This window comes from Amycolatopsis ponsaeliensis, assembly GCF_030182635.1.
GTDB classification, from domain to species: domain Bacteria; phylum Actinomycetota; class Actinomycetes; order Mycobacteriales; family Pseudonocardiaceae; genus Amycolatopsis; species Amycolatopsis ponsaeliensis.
Genome location: NZ_JAPZLD010000022.1, coordinates 115542 through 134269 on the forward strand (window position 1 = coordinate 115542; position 18728 = coordinate 134269).

20 protein-coding genes are annotated in these 18728 nt (G+C 72.4%); 10 read left to right on the top strand and 10 right to left on the bottom strand.

All coding sequences use genetic code 11. The annotated features are described in order from the left end of the window. Position 1: 1 nt before the first annotated feature. Entirely contained in the window at positions 2-448 is a 447-nt protein-coding gene (locus QQ657_RS30160; RefSeq protein ID WP_284745645.1) for a GNAT family N-acetyltransferase, read from the top strand. Between the two features lie 260 nt (positions 449-708). Here QQ657_RS30160 and QQ657_RS30165 read toward each other — a convergent pair whose 3' ends face one another. After that, positions 709-987, bottom strand: a complete 279-nt coding sequence (locus QQ657_RS30165; RefSeq protein WP_284745646.1) for a hypothetical protein — start codon at positions 985-987, stop codon at positions 709-711. A gap of 70 nt (positions 988-1057) precedes the next feature. Beyond that, on the bottom strand, positions 1058-2056 hold the full coding sequence (locus tag QQ657_RS30170) for a CobW family GTP-binding protein (RefSeq protein WP_284745647.1): 999 nt from the start codon (positions 2054-2056) through the stop codon (positions 1058-1060). Positions 2057-2494: 438 nt separating this feature from the next. On the opposite strand from QQ657_RS30170, the gene QQ657_RS30175 reads away from it, so the two are divergent. The 3 genes from QQ657_RS30175 to QQ657_RS30185 all read left to right on the top strand — a co-directional run bounded on the left by QQ657_RS30175 (position 2495) and on the right by QQ657_RS30185 (position 5616). Then, positions 2495-3625, top strand: a complete 1131-nt coding sequence (locus QQ657_RS30175) for a nitric oxide synthase oxygenase (RefSeq protein WP_434056795.1) — start codon at positions 2495-2497, stop codon at positions 3623-3625. Positions 3626-3734: 109 nt separating this feature from the next. Further along, positions 3735-4241 carry a flavodoxin domain-containing protein gene (locus tag QQ657_RS30180; RefSeq protein ID WP_284745649.1) on the top strand — a complete coding sequence of 169 codons (507 nt, stop codon included), beginning with the start codon at positions 3735-3737 and terminating at the stop codon, positions 4239-4241. Positions 4242-4320: 79 nt separating this feature from the next. Next, positions 4321-5616 (top strand): MFS transporter, encoded by a 1296-nt coding sequence (locus QQ657_RS30185; protein ID WP_284745650.1) that lies wholly within the window; start codon positions 4321-4323, stop codon positions 5614-5616. A 1-nt stretch (position 5617) separates the two neighbouring features. Here the strand turns inward: QQ657_RS30185 and cpt are convergent, their stop codons facing one another. Genes cpt through QQ657_RS30205 form a run of 4 tightly spaced genes read right to left on the bottom strand, consistent with a single transcriptional unit; the run spans position 5618 to position 8571 of the window. Next, the gene (cpt, locus tag QQ657_RS30190) at positions 5618-6139 is read right to left on the bottom strand and encodes a chloramphenicol phosphotransferase CPT (RefSeq protein ID WP_284745651.1); all 522 of its coding nucleotides are present in this window, start codon (positions 6137-6139) and stop codon (positions 5618-5620) included. 4 nt (positions 6140-6143) lie between these two features. Next, the gene (locus tag QQ657_RS30195; protein ID WP_284745652.1) at positions 6144-6659 is read right to left on the bottom strand and encodes an STAS domain-containing protein; all 516 of its coding nucleotides are present in this window, start codon (positions 6657-6659) and stop codon (positions 6144-6146) included. A 43-nt stretch (positions 6660-6702) separates the two neighbouring features. Next, positions 6703-7362 (bottom strand): response regulator transcription factor, encoded by a 660-nt coding sequence (locus QQ657_RS30200; protein WP_284745653.1) that lies wholly within the window; start codon positions 7360-7362, stop codon positions 6703-6705. 9 nt (positions 7363-7371) lie between these two features. After that, positions 7372-8571 carry a sensor histidine kinase gene (locus QQ657_RS30205; protein WP_284745654.1) on the bottom strand — a complete coding sequence of 400 codons (1200 nt, stop codon included), beginning with the start codon at positions 8569-8571 and terminating at the stop codon, positions 7372-7374. A 159-nt stretch (positions 8572-8730) separates the two neighbouring features. Here QQ657_RS30205 and QQ657_RS30210 point away from each other — a divergent pair, with 159 nt between their 5' ends. Further along, positions 8731-9333, top strand: coding sequence for an MmpS family transport accessory protein (locus tag QQ657_RS30210; protein ID WP_284745655.1), 603 nt, complete (start codon positions 8731-8733; stop codon positions 9331-9333). Positions 9334-9401: 68 nt separating this feature from the next. On the opposite strand, the gene QQ657_RS30215 is transcribed toward QQ657_RS30210, so the two are convergent. Together QQ657_RS30215 and QQ657_RS30220 are read right to left on the bottom strand one after the other, a co-directional pair. Further along, positions 9402-10886 carry a sialidase family protein gene (locus QQ657_RS30215; protein ID WP_284745656.1) on the bottom strand — a complete coding sequence of 495 codons (1485 nt, stop codon included), beginning with the start codon at positions 10884-10886 and terminating at the stop codon, positions 9402-9404. Between the two features lie 116 nt (positions 10887-11002). Continuing rightward, positions 11003-11971, bottom strand: a complete 969-nt coding sequence (locus QQ657_RS30220) for a YeiH family protein (protein ID WP_284745657.1) — start codon at positions 11969-11971, stop codon at positions 11003-11005. Between the two features lie 70 nt (positions 11972-12041). On the opposite strand from QQ657_RS30220, the gene QQ657_RS30225 reads away from it, so the two are divergent. Next, complete coding sequence (locus QQ657_RS30225) at positions 12042-12941, top strand: LysR family transcriptional regulator (protein WP_284745658.1); 900 nt, start codon at positions 12042-12044, stop codon at positions 12939-12941. On the opposite strand, the gene QQ657_RS30230 is transcribed toward QQ657_RS30225, so the two are convergent. Further along, positions 12925-13500, bottom strand: a complete 576-nt coding sequence (locus tag QQ657_RS30230; RefSeq protein ID WP_284745659.1) for a hypothetical protein — start codon at positions 13498-13500, stop codon at positions 12925-12927. The genes QQ657_RS30225 and QQ657_RS30230 overlap by 17 nt on opposite strands. Positions 13501-13641: 141 nt before the next feature. On the opposite strand from QQ657_RS30230, the gene QQ657_RS30235 reads away from it, so the two are divergent. Both QQ657_RS30235 and QQ657_RS30240 read left to right on the top strand, forming a co-directional pair. After that, the gene (locus QQ657_RS30235) at positions 13642-14130 is read left to right on the top strand and encodes a PadR family transcriptional regulator (RefSeq protein ID WP_284745660.1); all 489 of its coding nucleotides are present in this window, start codon (positions 13642-13644) and stop codon (positions 14128-14130) included. A gap of 411 nt (positions 14131-14541) precedes the next feature. Then, positions 14542-15573, top strand: a complete 1032-nt coding sequence (locus QQ657_RS30240; RefSeq protein ID WP_284745661.1) for a class I SAM-dependent methyltransferase — start codon at positions 14542-14544, stop codon at positions 15571-15573. A 1-nt stretch (position 15574) separates the two neighbouring features. On the opposite strand, the gene QQ657_RS30245 is transcribed toward QQ657_RS30240, so the two are convergent. After that, positions 15575-16897 (bottom strand): M14 family zinc carboxypeptidase, encoded by a 1323-nt coding sequence (locus tag QQ657_RS30245; RefSeq protein WP_284745662.1) that lies wholly within the window; start codon positions 16895-16897, stop codon positions 15575-15577. A 203-nt stretch (positions 16898-17100) separates the two neighbouring features. Here QQ657_RS30245 and folP point away from each other — a divergent pair, with 203 nt between their 5' ends. Beyond that, positions 17101-17964 carry a dihydropteroate synthase gene (gene folP, locus QQ657_RS30250; protein ID WP_284745707.1) on the top strand — a complete coding sequence of 288 codons (864 nt, stop codon included), beginning with the start codon at positions 17101-17103 and terminating at the stop codon, positions 17962-17964. Beyond that, positions 17961-18701, top strand: coding sequence for a dihydrofolate reductase family protein (locus QQ657_RS30255; protein WP_284745708.1), 741 nt, complete (start codon positions 17961-17963; stop codon positions 18699-18701). The genes folP and QQ657_RS30255 overlap by 4 nt, the downstream gene beginning before the upstream one ends. The last annotated feature ends 27 nt before the right edge of the window (positions 18702-18728 follow it).

Sequence of the window (18728 nt, forward strand, 5' to 3'; positions counted from 1 at the left end):
GGTGGCGACGGTCGCCGAGTGCCCGGCCGACGACGGGTTCCTGCTCGCGCTGATGACGGCGATGACGGCCGAGCTGGTCGTGGTCTACGACCTGCCGCCGGACACCCGGCCCCGGCCGCTGGCCCCGGCGAGCCGCTACCTGCTGGCGCGCGAGGGTTCGCGGGCGATCGGGTGCTGCGCGGTGGAACCGGTCGGGCCGGGCGTGTACGAGCTGAAACGGATGTTCGTGGCGCCGGACGCGCGGGGGACAGGGGTGTCGGCGGAGCTGGTGGCGGAGTCCGAGCGGCTGGCCCGCGGCATCGGCGGGGTGCGGCTGAGGCTGGAGACGGGGGTGCGCCAGCCGGCGGCGATGCGGCTGTACGAGCGGGCGGGGTACCGGCGGGTGCCGAACTTCCCGCCGTACGAGGCCGACCCGGATTCGGTTTGTTACGAGAAGGTCCTGGGGTAGCAGCGGCGCGGGTGGCTCGCGGGCGGACACCCGTGCGGGCCGATCTTGGGCTGGGCGGCGGGTGCCTGGCTGCGGCGGGCCACCCCAGGTCGGTGTCGCGCCGGCCGGCCGAGGGTTCTTGGGCGGCCCTCTCGGCCGCTGCACGCGTCACGGCTCGAGGAGAAACGCCGGTGCCGTCGCGCTGACCGTCATCGCGCAGGACGTCGCCCGCCTCGACGCGCTCCCGGTCAGCGGTTCGACGGCGTGACGCCGGCCCTCGGCTAAAGCTCCAGGTCGAGCGACATCTGGCCCAGGTCGTCGCCGAGGGCGACGCGGAGACCCGCCGGTGGTGCCGGCAGCGTCGCCACGCACGCCGGGCAGGGCGCCACCTCCGAGGTCGTCAGGTCCACCGGCTTCCAGCTGCGGGACTCCTTCGAGCCGCACGCCGAACGGCGGTAGCGGAGGTCGCCGGAGCGGGTCATCAGGTGCGCCAACGGCACTTCTTCGGGCAGCACGCCGACCCGGTACCAGCGTGGTGCGCTCACCGCGGTGGTCGTCATGGCCGCCAGTCTCCGTCGCGGCCCGCGGAACCCGGGCGCATTTGCCGGTCTTCGGCGTGGCGGCTCGCCGTCAGGCCGGCAGGTACCGGGTGATGTACATCAGCCCGCGCTCGTCGACCGTCGACGGGTCGGGCGCCACGCAGGCACGCAGGTCGGCCAGCACCGCGTCGGTGTCGAGGCCCGCGCCGATCAGCACCAGCTCCGTGCGCCGGGGCGCGCCGGACGGCCACGCCGACCGCTCGAGCTGCACGAACCCGCCGACCGTGTGCAGGTGGAAGCGGGTGTCGGCGGCGAAGTCCGCCTGGCCCTTCATCCGGTAGAGCCCGGCCGGGCGGCGCTCGAGGAAGTCGACGAACGCCTTCGGGGCTAGCGGCGTCTCGGCGGTGAACGTCACCGACTCGTACCGTGCGTGCAGGTGCTGCGAGTGGTCGTCTTCGCGCAGGTCGTCGAAGGACAGCTGGCCGACGCGCTCGCCGCGGGGCTGCGGGTCGAAGAACAGCCGCGGATCGACGCGCCCCCGCGAGGTGACCAGCAGCGGACGGCCCGGCGCCAGCTCCTCGACGGTCGCGGTGACCTTGGCCAGCGCCTCGGCGGACGCCCGGTCGGCCTTGTTGAGCACCACCAGGTCGGCCAGCCGCAGGTGGTCGGCCAGCTCGGGGTGACGCTCCCGCGCGGCTTCGAACTCGGCGGCGTCCACGACCTCCGCGAGCCCGCCGTAGCGGATGTCCGGGTTCTCGCTGGCGATCATCAGCCGGATCAGGTCGCGTGGCTCGGCGATGCCGCTGGCCTCGACGACGATGACGTCGATCCCCGCCTCGGCCGAGGAAAGCCGCCCCAGCATGGCGTCCAGCCCGCTCGCGTCGACCGCGCAGCACAGGCAGCCGTTGCCGAGCGAGACCATCGTGTCGACCTGGCCGGCGACGGCCAGCGCGTCGACGTTGACGCTGCCGAAGTCGTTGACCACGACGCCGACCCGGGCGCCCTCGCGGTTGGCGAGCAGGTGGTTGAGCAGCGTCGTCTTGCCCGCGCCGAGGAACCCGGCGACGAGGACCACGGGGATCTTGCGCACGAAACGACTCTACGTCGCGCGCGGGCGTGCTGATACACGGGGGAGTGCCGCCGGACTAGTCCGTTCGCCGAATACCCTCGAAAAGACGAACAAGATCCGGTGAGAAAGGATCACGACGAGCTCACTGTCCACTGTGATCGATTGACGGAAAATGCGCAGAGGCATGTCCGAATAACGCTTGGTAGCAGTTATTTTCGCAGCGTTTCCGCTGGCGGGAGCGGAAATTGCGGATAGGCCGGGGCGTCGTTCACGTCCGGTGGATTGCGTGCGCGAGAACGTGGGGTACTCTCCCCGGCCTGGCCGGAGGTGCTGCTGTCGCAGCGACTTCCGGCCGGTCCCGTTGTCGGCGACCATCGGAGGAACGGTGAACCTTTCGGTCGGGATGCAGATCGCGATTTCGGAGAGTGGGGTAACGTCGTGACGGTTACACCCGAGCGGGTGACGCCCACGCTGCCGATCTACCAGCGCGTCTCGGAGGAGCAGAGCGTCAATTCCGCGGAAGCGGAAGAATTCCTGGACCGGATGTTCGCCGAAGGCGCCGCCGAAGAAGGTGATCGCTTCGAGACGCGGCTGGCGGAGGTCCGCGCGGAAATCGCCGAAACGGGCACCTACCGGCACACCGCGGCCGAGCTGGCCTACGGCGCGCGCGTCGCGTGGCGCAACTCGGCTCGCTGCATCGGCCGGTTGTACTGGCACAGTCTCCGGATCCGCGACCGGCGCCGGGTCACCGACCCCGCCGCGATCGCCGGCGAGTGCGTCGCCCACCTGCGCCAGGCCACCCGCGGCGGCCGGATCCGGCCGACGATCACGGTGTTCGCCCCGGACACGCCCGCCGCGCCCGGCCCGCGCATCCACAACGAGCAGCTGATCCGGTACGCCGGGTACCGCTTCGAGGACGGTTCGGTCCTCGGCGACCCGCGCTACGCCGAGTTCACCGAGCAGGTGCGCAGACTCGGGTGGCGGCCGCCGGAGCGGAGAGGGTCCTTCGACGTCCTCCCGCTGCTGGTCGAGGCGGCCCCCGGCGATCCGCAGCTGTTCACGCTGCCGGCGGACGCCGTCCTGGAGGTCCCGCTGACCCATCCCGACCACCGGTGGTTCGCCGGGCTCGGGCTGCGCTGGCACGCCGTGCCGGCCATCAGCAACATGCCCCTGGAGATCGGCGGCGTCACCTACCCGGCCGCGCCGTTCAACGGCTGGTACGTCGGCTCCGAGATCGGCGCCCGGAACCTCGCCGACGAGCAGCGCTACGACCTGCTGCCGGTCATCGCCGAGCTGATGGGCCTGGACATCGCGTCCGAACGCACGCTCTGGCGCGACCGGGCGCTGGTCGAGCTGACGCTCGCGGTGCAGCACTCCTTCGACGCGGCCGGCGTGACGATGGCCGACCACCACACCGAGTCACGGCGGTTCCTGACCCACCTCGACCGCGAGGAGCAGTCCGGCCGCCGGTGCCCGGCCGACTGGAGCTGGATCGTCCCGCCGCTGTCCGGTGGTCAGACCCCCGTCTTCCACCGCTACTACGACCCGCCGGATCCCGAGCAGCGGCCGGCCTTCCTGTCCCCGGACTGAGTAAGCCGGGCGGGCCGGGAACCACGGAGAGCAACGTGGAAGCGCCCGTTCGGCGGATCGTGCCCGGCCCGCGCCGCAGTGCGGCGCGGCAAGGCCGACAATGGGACGCATGACCGCAGTCCTCGTCGCCTACGCCGGGCGCCACGGCGGAACCCGGCAGATCGCCGAGGTCATCGCCGCCGAGCTCGGCGAAGCCGGCCTGAGCGTGGACGTGCGCGACGCCGCCGACGTCGCGCACGTCGGTCACTACGCCGCGGTCGTCGTCGGCAGTGCCCTGTACTACCACCGGTGGCGGCCCGAGGCCGTCCGGTTGCTGGAACGCAACGCGGCGGCGCTCGCCGAGCGTCCGGTGTGGCTGTTCCACAGCGGACCGTGCGGCCCGGGTGCGGCCGGCCAGCAGGTCAGCCTGCCGGCGAACGTGGCGCTGCTCGCCGCGCGCATCGACGCGGAGCGCACCGCCACCTTCGGCGGCAGGCTCGACCCGGCGTGCGTGCGCGGCCTGATCCCGCGGCTGATGGCGTCGGGGCAGCGCGCGGGCGACTTCCGCGACTGGGACCGGATCAAGGCGTGGGCCCGCGACGTCGGCCGCCGCGTCCGCACCCGCGTTCCGCTCTGAAACCCTTGCCCACGCGGGGCGGTGAGTGCTAGACCAGCCCTGAGGTCTTCCGGTGAAGAACCGACGGGACGGGGCAAACGTGACGGATCGGCAGGCGGGGCCCGAAGCAGGCAAGAAAGCGCTTACATCCGACCAGCGCAACGCGTTCCTCGCGGCGCTGCTCGGCTGGAGCATGGACTCGTTCGACTACTTCCTCGTCGTGTTCGTCCTGGCGGACATCGCGAAGGACAAGTCGTTCGGCGCCACGGCGACGCAGCTGGCGTTCATCACCACGGCGACCCTGGTGATGCGCCCGGTCGGCGCCCTGCTGTTCGGCCTGTGGGCCGACCGCGTCGGCCGGCGGATCCCGCTGATCGCCGACGTCCTGCTGTACTCGGTGGCCGGCCTGCTGTGCGCGTTCGCCCCGAACTTCACCGTGCTGCTGATCCTGCGGTTCGTCTACGGCGTCGGCATGGGCGGCGAATGGGGCCTGGGCGCGGCGCTGGCGATGGAGAAGATCCCGGTCGCGCGGCGCGGGTTCTTCTCCGGCCTGCTGCAGGTCGGCTATTCGATCGGGTACCTGCTCGCGGCGCTCGCGTACCTGCTGTTCCACTCGGCCCTCGAACTCGAGTGGCGCTGGATCTTCGTGCTGAGCATCTTCCCGGCCCTGATCACCCTGCTGATCCGCGCGCGGGTGCGCGAGTCCGAGGTCTGGGAGACCACGCGGGAGAAGCTGAAGGTGACGCGGACGTCGGTCAAGGACGTCCTGCTGAACCCGAAGGTGATCCGCCGGTTCGGCTACCTGATCCTGCTGATGACGGCGTTCAACTGGATGAGCCACGGCACCCAGGACGTCTACCCGAGCTTCCTCAAGGCCCACGACAACGGCGGGGCCGGCCTCAGCGCGACGGCGAGCACGTGGATCGCGGTGCTGTACAACGTCGGCGCGATCATCGGCGGCCTGACGTTCGGCACGCTGTCGGAACGCCTGGGCCGCCGCCGGACCATCGTGACGGCCGCGGTGCTGGGCCTGCCGGTGATCCCGATCTTCGCGTTCGACCACGGCGCCGGAATGCTGGCGCTGGGCTCGTTCCTGATGCAGATCATGGTGCAGGGCGCGTGGGGCGTGATCCCGGCGCACCTCACGGAGATGTCGCCGGATGCGATCCGCGGCTTCTACCCGGGCGTGACCTACCAGCTCGGCAACCTGCTGGCGGCGCTGAACCTGCCGATCCAGCAGGCGATCGCGGAGTCCCACGGGTACACCTCCGCTCTCTTGTGGACGGTCGTGCCCGGCCTGATCGCGGTCGCCGTGCTCACCGCGATCGGCAAGGAGGCCAAGGGGATCCGGTTCGGCGAGTCGGCGGTGGCGACGGCACCGGCCGGCTCGAAGTAGCTCACCGGACGCGGGCGGCGACGACCTTCGCGCACGTCATCGGCTCGTCGTGCGTCGTGTCGACTTCGAGGTCGTACCGCACGCCGCGGTGCACGAGGTCCGCTTGGCGCGCGGCCATCCCGATGATCCGATCGCCGCGGGCGCGTTCGCGCGCCTCGGCCACCGCGGCGTCGCACCGGACGCCGACCCAGAGCACGTCGAGGCCGTCGAACGCGGTGAGCCACCGCCGCTGGGACGCGGCGCCGCCGAGGAAGACCTCGTCCACGACGAGCCGCGCGCCGGCGCGGACCATGGCCGCGAGCCCGGCGATCCACGCCGCCTCGATGGACCGGAACGCCTCGCCGACGGTCACTTCGCCGTCGGTGCCGATCTCGATGTCCGTCCCGGCCCCGGGCATCGCGTCGACCAGGGTGTCGGTGCCGAACGTGAGCCACGCACCGGGCAGGACCGCTTGCAGCGCGCGGGCGAGCGTGGTCTTCCCGGAACTGGAGCCGCCGTTGAGGATGATCACTTCGGCCGGCACGAAGTCAGCGTAGTGCCTTCAGCCGTTCCACGAGCCCGAGCCACTCGACCGCCTCGGCCGTCGTGGCGTGCAGCTGCAACGCCTGGTCCATCCCCAGCGCGTCGATCGCCCGGCGCACCACCCGCACGCACCCGGCGATCGCGAACGGGACGCCCGCGGCGCGTGCTTCTCCGGTCGCTTCGAGGAGCAGTGCCAGGCCGCGGGCCGAACAGTGGGCCGCGCCGGTCAGGTCCAGGACGAGGGCCCGCGGTCCCAGGCCGACCTCGTCGGCGAGCCGGGACCGCAGCCGCCTGCTCCCGGTGAGGTCGAGCTCGCCGCGGACGGCCAGGACGCTGACCTCGGCGGTCGTCGTGACCACCAGCGCCATCTCCGGCTCTTCGTGGAGGCTTTCGTAGTGGCGGGCCAGCAACGCGTCGATGTCCAGGCCGGGAGGGTAGGGCACGGCGTCGATTTCGCGGGCCCATGCGTGCAGCGCCGCCAGCACCTCGCGGTGCCGTGCGTCGTCTTCGGGCCAGACCATACTGGTTACATCGCTCGCGGGGCCCCGAGCGCAACAGTGGTGTTCACGGTGTGACGAGTTCCGCTTCGTAGGCGAAGATCGTCAGCTGGACCCGGTTGCTCACGTCGAGCTTCGCGAACGTGCGGGTGATGTGCGTCTTCACCGTCGCCTCGCTCAGGAACAGCTCCGCCGCGATGTCCGCGTTCGGCTTGCCCCGGGCGACGGCCGTGACGATCTCGCGTTCGCGGTTGCTGAGCAGCTCCAGCTTCGCCTGGGCCCGCGTCCGCCGCGGGTTGGCCCGCGCCGCCACGAACTGGCCGATCAGCTGCTTCGTCGTGCGCGGCGACAGCATCGCGTCGCCGTTGGCCACCACCCGGACGGCCTCGATGATCTCCTGCGGTGAGCCTTCCTTGAGCAGGAACCCGCTCGCGCCGGCGGCGAGCGCCTCGAAGACGTACTCGTCGAGGTCGAACGTCGTCAGGATCAGCACCTTCGGCGCCCGCGGCTGGGCGAGCACCGCCGCCGTCGCGGCGAGCCCGTTCATCCGGCGCATCCGGATGTCCATGATCACGACGTCCGGCGCGTGCCGCGCGACCTGCTGGACGGCTTCGTCGCCGTCACCGGCCTGCGCCACCACTTCGAGGTCGGGGGTGCTGCCGAGGATCATGGACAGCCCGGTGCGGACCAGCGGGTCGTCGTCGACGAGCAGTACGCGCACGCTCACCCGCCCAGCCTAGGGCGCGGCCGCCACCCACGGGAGCGAGGCCCGCAGCACGAACGTCCGCTCGTCGGCCCGGCCCGCCGCGAGCGTGCCGCCGAGCAGCGAGATCCGCTCGTTGACACCGGTGAGGCCGGTGCCGGAACCGGGCGAGGGCACCGGCTGCGGCGGCAGCGCGTTGACGACCTCGATCAGCAGCCCGGCGCCCGGAGCACCGCGTACCGACACCTCCGCGGGCGCTCCCGGTGCGTGCCGCAGGACGTTGGTGAGCGCCTCCTGGAGGATCCGGTAGGCAGCCGTGCCGAGCGGGGGCGGCGCCGTGGCCGCCTGGTCGAGCAGGACGGTGAGGTTGACGGCGAGCCCGGCCTGCCGGGCGCCGGTGACCAGGTCGGGGATGTCGGCGAGCGTCGGCTGGGGTGGCTCCGCGGGCCCGCCGGACGGCCGGTCGGCGAACCCCGAGCCGCGCAGCACACCGATCACCTGGCGCAGGTCGTCGAGCGACTGCCGGGCGGTCGTCCGCACGGTCTTGGCCGCCTCCGCCGCGTCCGGGGTGGTGCCGCTGGTGACCTCCAGCGCACCCGCCTGCAGCGAGAGCAGCGACAACCGGTGTCCCAGGACGTCGTGCATCTCACGGGCGATCCGCGCCTGCTCTTCGCGGCGCGCCACCTGGTCGCGCAGGGCCGCCTGCTCCACGCTCCGCCGCCGCGTCTCGGCCAGGCTGTGCCGGACGATCCCCACGGTCAGCGGGATCGCCGTGTACACGGCCGCGGTGAGGATGACGCCGGTCAGCATCGCACCGGTCGTTTCGGTCGAGATCCAGGCTTCGGAGAGGGACAGATCCGCGTCCCGGCCGACGTCGCGCCACACCGCCAGCCCGGTCGCGGCGAACACGAGCGTCGCCGCGCTCCAGCGCCACCAGCCGGTGAAGTACGTCGTGAGCGCGGCGAGGGCGATCAGCGCGGCCAGCGAATCCGCGCGCAGCAGGAGCGGGGGCACGATCGCGATCCCGGTGACGACCAGGGGCCACTGGTGCCGCCAGACGAGCATGACCGCCGCGCCGATCCCGAGGAGCCAGCCGAGGATCGCCCCCACGGTCGGGTCGAGGTCGTCGCTGCCGGCCACGCTGATCTCCAGCGCCAGGTTCCCGATCCCGCTCACCAGGCTCGCGGCGACCGCGAGCACGGTGCACACCACGCCCAGCACGGACCGTCCCATGGGGAAAGAGTACGGGCGGCCGCCTCAGCCGTTCCGCCGGTTCGCGGGAACGGCGGTGACGACTTTCGTCGTACGGGGTCGAGGCTCGCGGACGACGCGCGGACGGCCGTGCCGCTGGTTTCCTGCTCGCCGTCAAGCAAAGGCGAAAGGAAATCCCCGATGACCGACTACACCCCGATCCAGCAGTACCCGGCTCCGCAGGCCGCGCCGCCGCGCAACGGCCTCGGCACGGCGGGTTTCGTGCTCGGCCTGGTCGGGCTGGTGTTCTCGCCGATCCCGTTCGTCGGCGTGGTCGCCTGGCCGCTGGTGGTGCTGGGGTTGATCCTCTCCGCGGTCGGCGTCGCCCGGGTGCGCGCCGGGAAGGCCACGAACAAAGGGCTTTCGATCGCCGGCGTCGTCGTGTCGATCCTCGGCCTGGTCGTGAGCATCCTGTGGGTGGTGGTGATCGGGAAGGCCATCAGCGACGTGAACGAGCAGGTCACCCAGCACCACACCATCACCTACTCGGTGACCGGGGACTCGAAGACCGCCGACGTCGACTACAGCACCTTCGACCGGGCGGGTTCGGTCAAGAGCGAGACCGGCGCGACGGTGCCGTGGACGAAGACCGTCGAAGCCACCGGCTTGTTCGTCGGCGCGTTCACCGTGACCACCGGCGAGGACGGCGGCTCGGTGACCTGCAAGGTCGTCGTGGACGGCAAAGAGGTCAAGACGGCCACCGCGACCGGGGAGTTCGCGGTGGCCAGCTGCACGGGCTTCTGACGGCCACGCCGTCAGGGGGGAGGGAGGTGGGTGGGACCCGGCCAGGGGGCGGGTCCCACCCACGGGGGTCAGCTGCAGTGCTCGAACTCGCTGTCGAAGGACGCACCGCCGGTGGCGCCGCCCCACTTCACGCACTTGTCCGCCGCGGCCGCCTTGACCGGGCCGGCGAACCAGGAGAACGAGCCGGAGTCGGTCTGCCGCGTCGAGCCCTTGACCTCCAGGTAAGCCGAGGTCGCCGTGGCCGTCCCGGTGGCCGCGCTCTTCATCGTCGCGACGCAGTTCTGGCCGTTGGCCGCGTTGTAGGACAGGTAGACCGTGCCGGCCGTGCCGAGCGGCTTCGAGTCGATCACGCTGTAGCCGCCACCGCAGGCGGGGGCGCCGAGCGCGGTGTCGGTGATCGTGGCGTAGCGGATCGTGTCGTTGGCGTGGAACTCCGGCCCCGCCTCGAACAGCACGCCGGCCGAGGACTGGGACAACTGCACCATGTCGGAGTACGCGGCGTCCTGGCCCCACACGAGCAGGCTGCCCGCGGTGCCCGTCCAGTTGGCGCCCTCGTCGAACGACGAGTGCACCCGCAGCTCCTTGCGACGGTCGCAAGTGGACGGTGCGGCGAACAGGATCCGGTTGTACTTGCCGCCGGTGTCGGTGGCGCTCATCCGGGCCGTCGAGCCTTCCACGGTCGGGGCGACGAGGTCGGTGGCGAAGGCGAACTTCGAGCTGAAGGTCGCGCCGCCGTCCGAGCTGATCGCGAAGGCCCGGTTGTGCGTCCCGTCCAGCAGGCACTTGTCGCCGTCGTTCGCCTGGTTGCGCGCGGCAGCGTAGACCCGGCCGTCGTTGAGCTCGGTGACGCTGATCTCCTGCGGGTTCATCGTGCTCGCGGCCGGCTTGTCGGTGGCGCCGAGGTGCCAGGTGGTGCCGTTGTCGTCGCTGTAGACCAGCGCGCCGATGTTCGAGTAGCTCATGCCGGCGACCAGCCGGCCCTGGTGGGCGCCGCGGGTCAGCACGATCCCGTGCGACGGCCCGGTGGCCAGCCAGCTCGGCGCGGACGCGAAGCCCAGCTCCGTGGTCAGCACCTTCGGCGCGCCCCACGTCTTCCCGTTGTCCTCGCTGATGGACACGCGCGGGACCCGGCCGCAGTCGGGGTTGGTGTAGCACTGCATGGTCGAGAGCAGCACGACCCGGTTGCTGCCCGGGATGACGATCGGCGCCGGGTTCCCCTTCGTGTCGCCGTTCGCCTTGATGACCGTTTGCAGCGCGCTCCAGGTCTTGCCGCCGTCGGTGGAGCGCTTCATGACGAGGTCGATGGCGCCGAGGTCGTTGCAGACGGTGGCGCCGCCGTTGCGGCCCTCGGCGAACGCGAGCAGCGCGCCGTCGTTGGCCTTGACGATGGTGGGGATGCGGTAACAGTCGTGGCCCTCGGTGTTTTTGTTGAACACCAGCGTGCTGGCTACGTCGGCTTGCGCGGTGGCGGTGCCGACGACGGCCGGGACGGCGAAGGCGGCGCACCCCAGCAGCCCGGCCAGCAGGCCTCTGGCGATCCGGGTGATCTTCACGGGTTCTCCTACGGATTCGTTCTACGTCCTACGTCTCGGCGGTAGCGTCGACGCGGCCCGTACAAGACCCGTACAACCCGGCGTATAACGACGTACACCTGGCCGGGAGGAAAACGTCAGGTGAACGCGGCCAGCGCGCCGAACCCGGTCCCCAGCACGAGAAGCGTGGACAGGAGACCCAGCAGCAGCGCCCGGCCACCACCGCGCAGCAGCGGTCCGAGCCGGACCGCGCAGCCGAGGCCGAACAGCGCGCCGGCGAGCAGGAGCGTCGACGCGGTCTTCGCGACGTCGAGCGCGAACTGCGGAACGAGCCCGGTGCTGCGGACGGCGACCATCGCGAGGAAGCCGAGGACGAACAGCGGTACGAGCGGCGCGTGCCCGCCGCGGCGGGTGCGTTCGGTGGCGCCGACGATCGCGACCACCGGCGCCAGCAGGACGACCCGGCTCAGCTTGACGACGATCGCGACCGCGACCGCGGCGGCACCCGCCGGCCCGGCCGCCGCGACGACCTGCGCGACTTCGTGCACCGAGATCCCGGCCCAGGTGCCGGTCCTGGTCGCGTCCAAGCCGAGGGCGTGGGCGAGCAGGGGGAGCACGCCGAGGGCGAGGCTGCCGTAGCAGGTGACGAGCGCGACGGCGGTCGCGACGTCTTCGTCGTCGCGCTCGACCACACCCTCCATGGCGGCGATCGCCGAGGCGCCGCAGATGGAGAAGCCGGTGGCGACCAGCAAGGCGAGGCCGCGCGGCACCCCGGTGAGCTCGCCGAGGCCGAGCGTGCCGAGGAAGGTGACGGCGACCGTCAGCACCACCGCGGCGAGCGTGCCGGGGCCGAGGGCGAGGACGGTGGGGATGGCGAGCTGCAGGCCGAGCAGGACGACACCGGCGCGCAGCAGGCGTTTCGTGATCCGGGCGACGGCTTTCCGGTGTTCTTCGGTGAGCAGCGGGGTGCTCCCGGCGGCGATGCCCAGCACGACGGCGACGGTCAGCGCGCCCGCCACCGGCCACACCGAGCTCAGCGCGTACGCCGCGGCGACGCCGAGCCCCGTGATCGCGAGGCCGGAGGTTTTCGCTGCCGTCAGTGCCATGCGTCCAGCGTCGCTCCTGCCGGGGCGTTCGGGTAGCCGCCGGTTCGCGGGGAGGTCATAGACTGGGGCTATGACCGGACCGGATCTGGACTCGCTGCGCCTGCTGGTGCTCGTCGACGACCTCGGCAGCATCGGCCAGGCGGCCGGGGCCCTCGGCATCGCCCAGCCGTCGGCGAGCAAACGCCTGTCCACTTTGGAGAGACAATTGGGACTGTCCCTCGTGGACCGGACCCGGCGCGGCTCGGCGCTGACCCCGGACGGCCGGGTGATCGCGGGCTGGGCGCACCGCGTGCTGGCCGAAGTGGACGGACTGCGCACGGGCGCGGAGGCGCTGCGGACCCAGCGGGGCGCTCAGCTGCGGGTCGCGGCGAGCATGACGCTGGCCGAGCACTTCGTGCCCGCGTGGATCGGCGAGGTGAAGCGGACCGGGCCGGACACCTACGTCGGGCTCGAGGTGGTGAACTCCGAGCACGTGGCCGACCTGGTCAAGGGCGGCCGGGTGGACCTCGGGTTCGTCGAGTCGCCGGGGCCGTGGCCGGGCCTGTCCACCCGGCGGGTCGCGACGGACCGGCTCGTCGTGGTGGTCCCGGCCGGGCACCCGTGGGCCCGCCGCCGTCGTCCGCTGACGGCGGCCGAGCTGGCGGCGACGCCGCTGGTGGTGCGGGAGCCGGGGTCGGGGACGCGCGAGACGGTCGAGGCGGCGTTGCGCCGGGCCGGGGCGTCGGTGGTGAAGCCGTTGCTGGAGCTGGGATCGGCGTCGGCGGTGCGCAACGCGGTGATCGCCGGCGCCGGTCCGGCGGTGATCAGCGAGCTGGACGTGGTGCGCGAGGTGGCGGGCCGCCGGCTGGTCCCGATCGCGGTGGCCGGCGTCGAGCTCGGCCGGGTACTGCGCGCGGTGTGGCCGGCGGGGCGCCGGTTGTCGGGCCCGGCGGCGGAGCTGCTGACGCTGGCGGTCAAGTCCGGGGCTTGAGGTCCGGCTTGGCTTCCTCGGTTCGCTGTCGGCGTGGGGGAGTGGGTTGCCGTCGATCGGACGGCGATATATCGTCGTAGTGTCGGCGATACGGCGAGTGGAGGAGACGGTCATGGAGATGAGCGCGGGAGCGGGACGCATGTTCGGCGGTTTCGGCGGCGGCGGTGGGTTCGGGGGTCACCACGTCCACGGCGGCTTCGGGCACCCGGGGCTCGGTCGGGCGGGCCAGGGGGAGGGGCCGGGTGGTCGCGGCCATCCCGGGGGCTCGGATCACGGCGAGGGCGCAGGTGATCGCGGCGGTCCGGGTCACCCGGGCCACGGCCTGCCGGGGCAATCCGGGCCGCCCGACCACGGCGGCTTCGGCCACCCGGGCCACGGCCTGCCGGGGCACTCCGGGCCATCCGACCACGGCGGCCTCGGCCACCCGGGCCACGGTTTTCCGGGCGGCCCCGGCGGCCACTTGGGTCACGAGCCCGGCGATCACCCCGGCCACGGCAACCCCGGCCACGAAGACTGGGATGTCGGTCCTGAGCTGGCGCGCGGCGGGTTCCCACCTCACCCGCCGCACCCACCTCAGCCGCCCGGTGCGCCGGGTGGGCCCGGGTTTCCCGGCTTCCCCGGTGGTCCGGGTTTCCCCGGGGGCCCCGGTTCCTTCGGCGGGCCCGGTGGCTGGGGTGGCGGGGCCGGGCCGTTCCAGCGCGTGCGGGAGTTCCGTGGGCGGGCGCAGGCGCGGCCGGTGCGGCCGGCCGTGCTGGCGCTGCTCGCCGAAGAGCCCATGCACGGCTACCAGCTGATGCAGGAGATCCGGCGCCGCACCAATGAGCGGTGGCGGCCCAGTCCCGGCTCCGTCTACCCGATCCTGCAGCAGCTCGAGGACGAGGGCTTGGTCCGCACGTCCGAGACCGGCGGCCGTCGCGTTGCCGAGCTCACCGATGCCGGTCGGGAGCACGTTGCCGGGCGGGAAGCCGAGTTCGCCGCCCTCTGGGATGACGGGACTCCCGAGGACGAGCCCGGCGCCGACCGCTTCGCCGCGCTCTGGCACGCGCTCGGCGAGCTGTCCGGCGCCGCCGCCCAGGTCGGCTACAGCGGTACCGAAGCCCAGGTGGCCGAGGTGAAGAAGATCCTCGCCGACGCCCGGCGCAGCGTCTACGCGGTGCTCGCCGACGCCGGCCTCGAAGACGAGGACTGACCCGCGCCGACCACGCCGGCGCTGCGAATGACTCATTCGCAGCGCCGGCGTGGGGCAACAGCCACCCGCGGCGCGGAATGCCGCCCCGTCGCCCCGCCCCGCCCCGCCCCGCGCCGCGCCCGGCCCCGCCCAGGCCCGCCCAGGGGCCCGGCCCGGCCCGGCCCCGGGCCCGGCCCCGCGCCGCCCGCCCCCGCATCGGCCCCGCCCCGCCCCGCCCTGGCATTGCACCGCCCGCCCCGCCCCGCCCTGGCATTGCGCCGCCCGCGCCGCGCCGCCCTGCCCCCGCGCCGCCCGCCGCCTCGTGCCGTGCCGCCCCGCCCTGCTCTTCCCGCGCCGTCCCGCCCCGGCCGCCGCCTGCCGGGCAGTCCGTCCACATCGGACGGTCCGCCCGACGGGGTAAGCTCAGGCCCCATGGAGGAAAAGGACTTCGCGGCGCACCTCACCGCGACCATGACCGGCAGCGCGCTCACCATGCTCATCGGCGTCGGCCACCGCACCGGGCTCTTCGCCGCCGCCGCGGAAGGGCCTGCCACCAGCGCTGGGCTTGCCGAACGCGCCGGGCTGCGTGAACGGTACGTCCGGGAATGGCTCGGCGCCATGGTCACCGGGGGCATCTTCACCCTCGACGCCGGCGAGTACACCTTCCCGCCCGAGCACGCGAAGTTCCTGCTCGGCGAGACGTCGGCGAACCTCATGCCGTCGCTGCTGACGCTGAGCGCCTTCACCGGCATCCTGCCCGACCTCGAACGCAGCTTCGCCGAAGGCGGCGGCGTCCCGCGGTCCGCGTACGGGCCCTACCTCGAAACCCTCGGCGCCAAGACCGGCGACAGCTGGAAGCACGTCTACCGCGAACACCTCGTCGACGGCTTCTTCGGAGCGGTCCCGGGCCTGAAACAGAGACTGACCGACGGCGTGCGCGTGCTCGACCTCGGCTGCGGTACCGGGAACGCCGTCGCCGTCGCCGCGCGTGCTTTCCCCGCGTCGAGGTTCACCGGGCTCGACATCAACGCGAACGTCGTCGAGCAGGCGAGGGAGACCGCGAAGGGACTGCCGAACGCCGAGTTCGCCGTCGGGGACGCCGCCGAACTGGCCGGCGAATTCGACGTCATCACCGCCTTCGACGCCGTCCACGACCAGGACCGGCCGGATGTCGTGCTGCGCCGGACCCGCGGCGCGCTGCCTGAAGACGGCCTCTTCTTCATGGTGGACACGAACTTCTCCAGCGACGTCGCGAAGAACGTCGGCAACCCGCTGGCGGCGCTCTGCTACTCGATCAGCCTGATGTACTGCACGACGACGTCGCTGGCCGAGGGCGGTGCCGCGCTCGGTGCGATGTGGGGCACCGAAACCGCGCGGGACATGCTGGCGGACGCGGGGTTCGGGCACGTCGACGTGCTCGAATCCCCGCGTCCGCAGAACTGCATCTACGCCTGCCGGCCCTGACTCACTGCTGGTACGGCGCCGCCGCGGCCTTGGCGGCGGTGATGAACGCGCCCTTGTTCTTCGGCCAGAACGTGCTGTCGACGCAGGTGTAGCGCGGGAGGAAACCGCCGCACGTGCCGCTCGAGCCGCCGACCTCGAACGTCACGCTGGCGACGCCGAGCTCGCCGTAGGTGAAGTCGTCGGTGGTGCCGCTCGTGTCGTAGCCGACGGTCTCCTCGTTGGTGCCGACGAGGTAACCGTTCGACGCCGCGTACTTCGCGCCGAGCTTGCGGTACTGCGTGTCGTTCGGCGAGGTGGCCTGGGTGAAGCCCCACGGGATGATGATGTCGTTGCCGTAGCTGTGCAACGTGATCATCGTGCCCTTGGCCGTCGTCGGCGCCGGGTCGTTGTTGCCGGTGCCGCGCTGGTCCGGGAAGATCGCGCGGGCCAGCTTCTCCAGCGCCTGCGTCTCGGGCTCGGACCCGGCGCTCACGCCCTGGTAGGTCTCGGCGCACGCCGAATTGGAGTCGCCGCCCCACTTGAACGTCGAGTTGCGATTGAGGTCGATGCCGATGTTCGTGCCGGTGCAGCTCCCGCGGGTGTTGTCCGCGTTCTTGCGCTGCAGCTTCGGCGAGTTGCCACCCGAGGCGACGATGTCGACGCCGTCCGGGTTCGAGATCGGCACCACCCACACCTCGGTCGTGTCCAAAATGGACTTCGCGGTGGCGTCGGTGGCGTAGCCGTCGGCGAGGTAGTCGATCCAGCGCCAGGCCAGCTCGCCGGTCGAGAGCTCGCGCGCGTGGATCTGGGCCATGATGAAGAACTTCGGCTTCGGTGACGACGTCGAGAGCGTGCAGTCGCCGGTCTGCTTCTTGGTGAGGCAGATGGCCTGGATGTCGTGGCCGCCCTGGCCCTTGGTCTTCTTCCACGACTGGCCGATCGTGTACTTCGTCGCCAGGTCGGGGTGCGCGGCGGCGACCGCGGTGAGGTGATTCTCGTGCGCGGTGACGGTGCGGTACCCGCCGTAGAAGGTGTCCGCCGCCAGGGAGTTCGCCTGCGCCGGGAGTTCCTTGTAGACGGTGTCGAAGAACGAAGGCCGGTAGCCCAGTGCTCGCAGCCGGTTCGCGACGGCCTGGCCGCCGACGACGTAGGCGGCTCCGGCGTCCCCTTCCTCGACGTCGAACCCGGCGTTCTCGAGGGCGTGCGCCTGGGCGGCGGTCGCCGGGACGCGCCAGAACACGGGGGTGTCGGCGGCGGGCTGCGCGGCCGCGGTGCCGCCGAGCAGCGCGGACAGCACAACCCCGGTTGCCGCCAGGGCGAGCCGGGACAGGGACCTTGACGCCATCGGGGGATCTCCTCACGGCCGCACGGATGGACTTCCGGCCCGGGGCTCTCGGTCACCGGACCGGCACGCACAGTGTGTCGGTCCGGGACAAACCCGCCATACCCCCGAAAGTCGCGAAACCGGTCGCACCCCGCCCCGCGGCGCCGCGCTCACTATGCTCGGAGTGGTCCGATCCGCTCTTCGTCCGGGGGTGTCGCTTGCCGATCCACGAACTCGTCTTCCGGGGCAAACGCCTCACCAGCGATCACGCGCTGGTGATGGCGATCGTCAACCGCACCCCGGACTCGTTCTACGACAACGGGGTGACGTACCTGGAGGAGCGCGCGCAGGCGGCCATCGGCCAGGCGATCGAGGACGGCGCGGCGGTGATCGACATCGGCGGCGTGCCCGCCAGCCCGGGGCCCGAGGTCACGGTCGCCGAGGAGATCGCCCGCGTGGTGCCGACCGTGGAGTGGGCCCGCGAGCACTTCCCGGACGTCGTGATCAGTGTCGACACCTATCGCGCCGAGGTCGCCGACGCGGTGTGCCGGGCCGGCGCGGACCTGATCAACGACAACTGGGCGGCCTACGAGCCGGAGATCCTCGACGTCGCCGCGGAGCACGGCGCCGGGTACATCTGCGCGCACGTCGACGGCCTCGACCCGCGCACCGACCCGGTGAAACCGCAGTACGACGACGTGGTCGCGTCGGTCGTCAAGGACACCGCCGAGCTCGCCGAACGGGCGGTCGCGAAGGGCGTCCCCCGCGAGGGCGTGATGATCGATCCCTGCATCGACTTCTCGAAGAACACCTACCAGTCCCTGGAGATCCTGCGGAACGTCGACAAGCTGGTCGCCACCGGCTGGCCGGTGCTGATGGCGCTGTCCAACAAGGGCGTGGTCGGCGAGACGCTCGACGTCGCCATGGGCGACCGGGTCACCGGCACCCTCGCCGCCACCGCGCACGCGGCCGCGCAGGGCGCCGCGATGTTCCGGGCGCACCAGGTCCGCGAGACGCGGCACGTGACCGAGATGATCGCGAGCATCGTCGGCACCCGCCCGCCCAAGAACGCGGTGCGGTGGCTGTGATCCGGCAGATCTGGCCCCCGGAGCGCACCCGCGAGATCGGGCCGGACGACCTCGAAGCCCTCTACCGCTTCCCGGACGTCGCGAAGTGGCTGGTCGTCAACTTCGTGTCGAGCACCGACGGCGCGATCACCGTGGGCGGCCGGTCCCAGCCGCTGTCCACGGCGCCCGACCGGGTCGTCTTCAAGCTGGGCAGCGACCTGGCCGACGTCGTCCTGCTCGGGGCGGGGACCGCGGTGATCGAGGAGTTCGACGGCGTCCACCCGGACGCCGCGACGGCCGAGCGCCGCCGCCGCAACGGGCTGGCGCCGGTTCCGCCGATCGCCGTCGTCACCACGGGCCGCAGCCTGCCGCCGGACGCGCCGGTGCTCACCCGGGCCGCGGTGCCGACGATCGTCCTCACCTGCGAGCGGGCGCCGGCGGACCTGCGCGACGCCTGGCAGGCCGCGGGGGCCGACGTCGTCGTCGCGGGCGAGGACGCGGTGGCGCTCGACGTCGCCGTGGCCGCCCTCACCGAGCGCGGGCACCGGCGGATCGACTGCGAAGGCGGGCCGAGGCTGTTCGCGTCGCTGGCCGAGGCGGGCCTGGTCGACGAGTTCCGGCTGACCGTCGCGCCCTACCTCGTGGCCGGGACGGCGGACCGCGCCGCGGTGGGCGGCGCGTTCGACCCGCTCGAGCTGGAGCTGGCCACGGTCCTGACCGACGGCGCGAGCCTGCTGACCCGGTACCTGGTGCCGTGACGAGCCGGGGCCGGCCCCCTCGGTGAC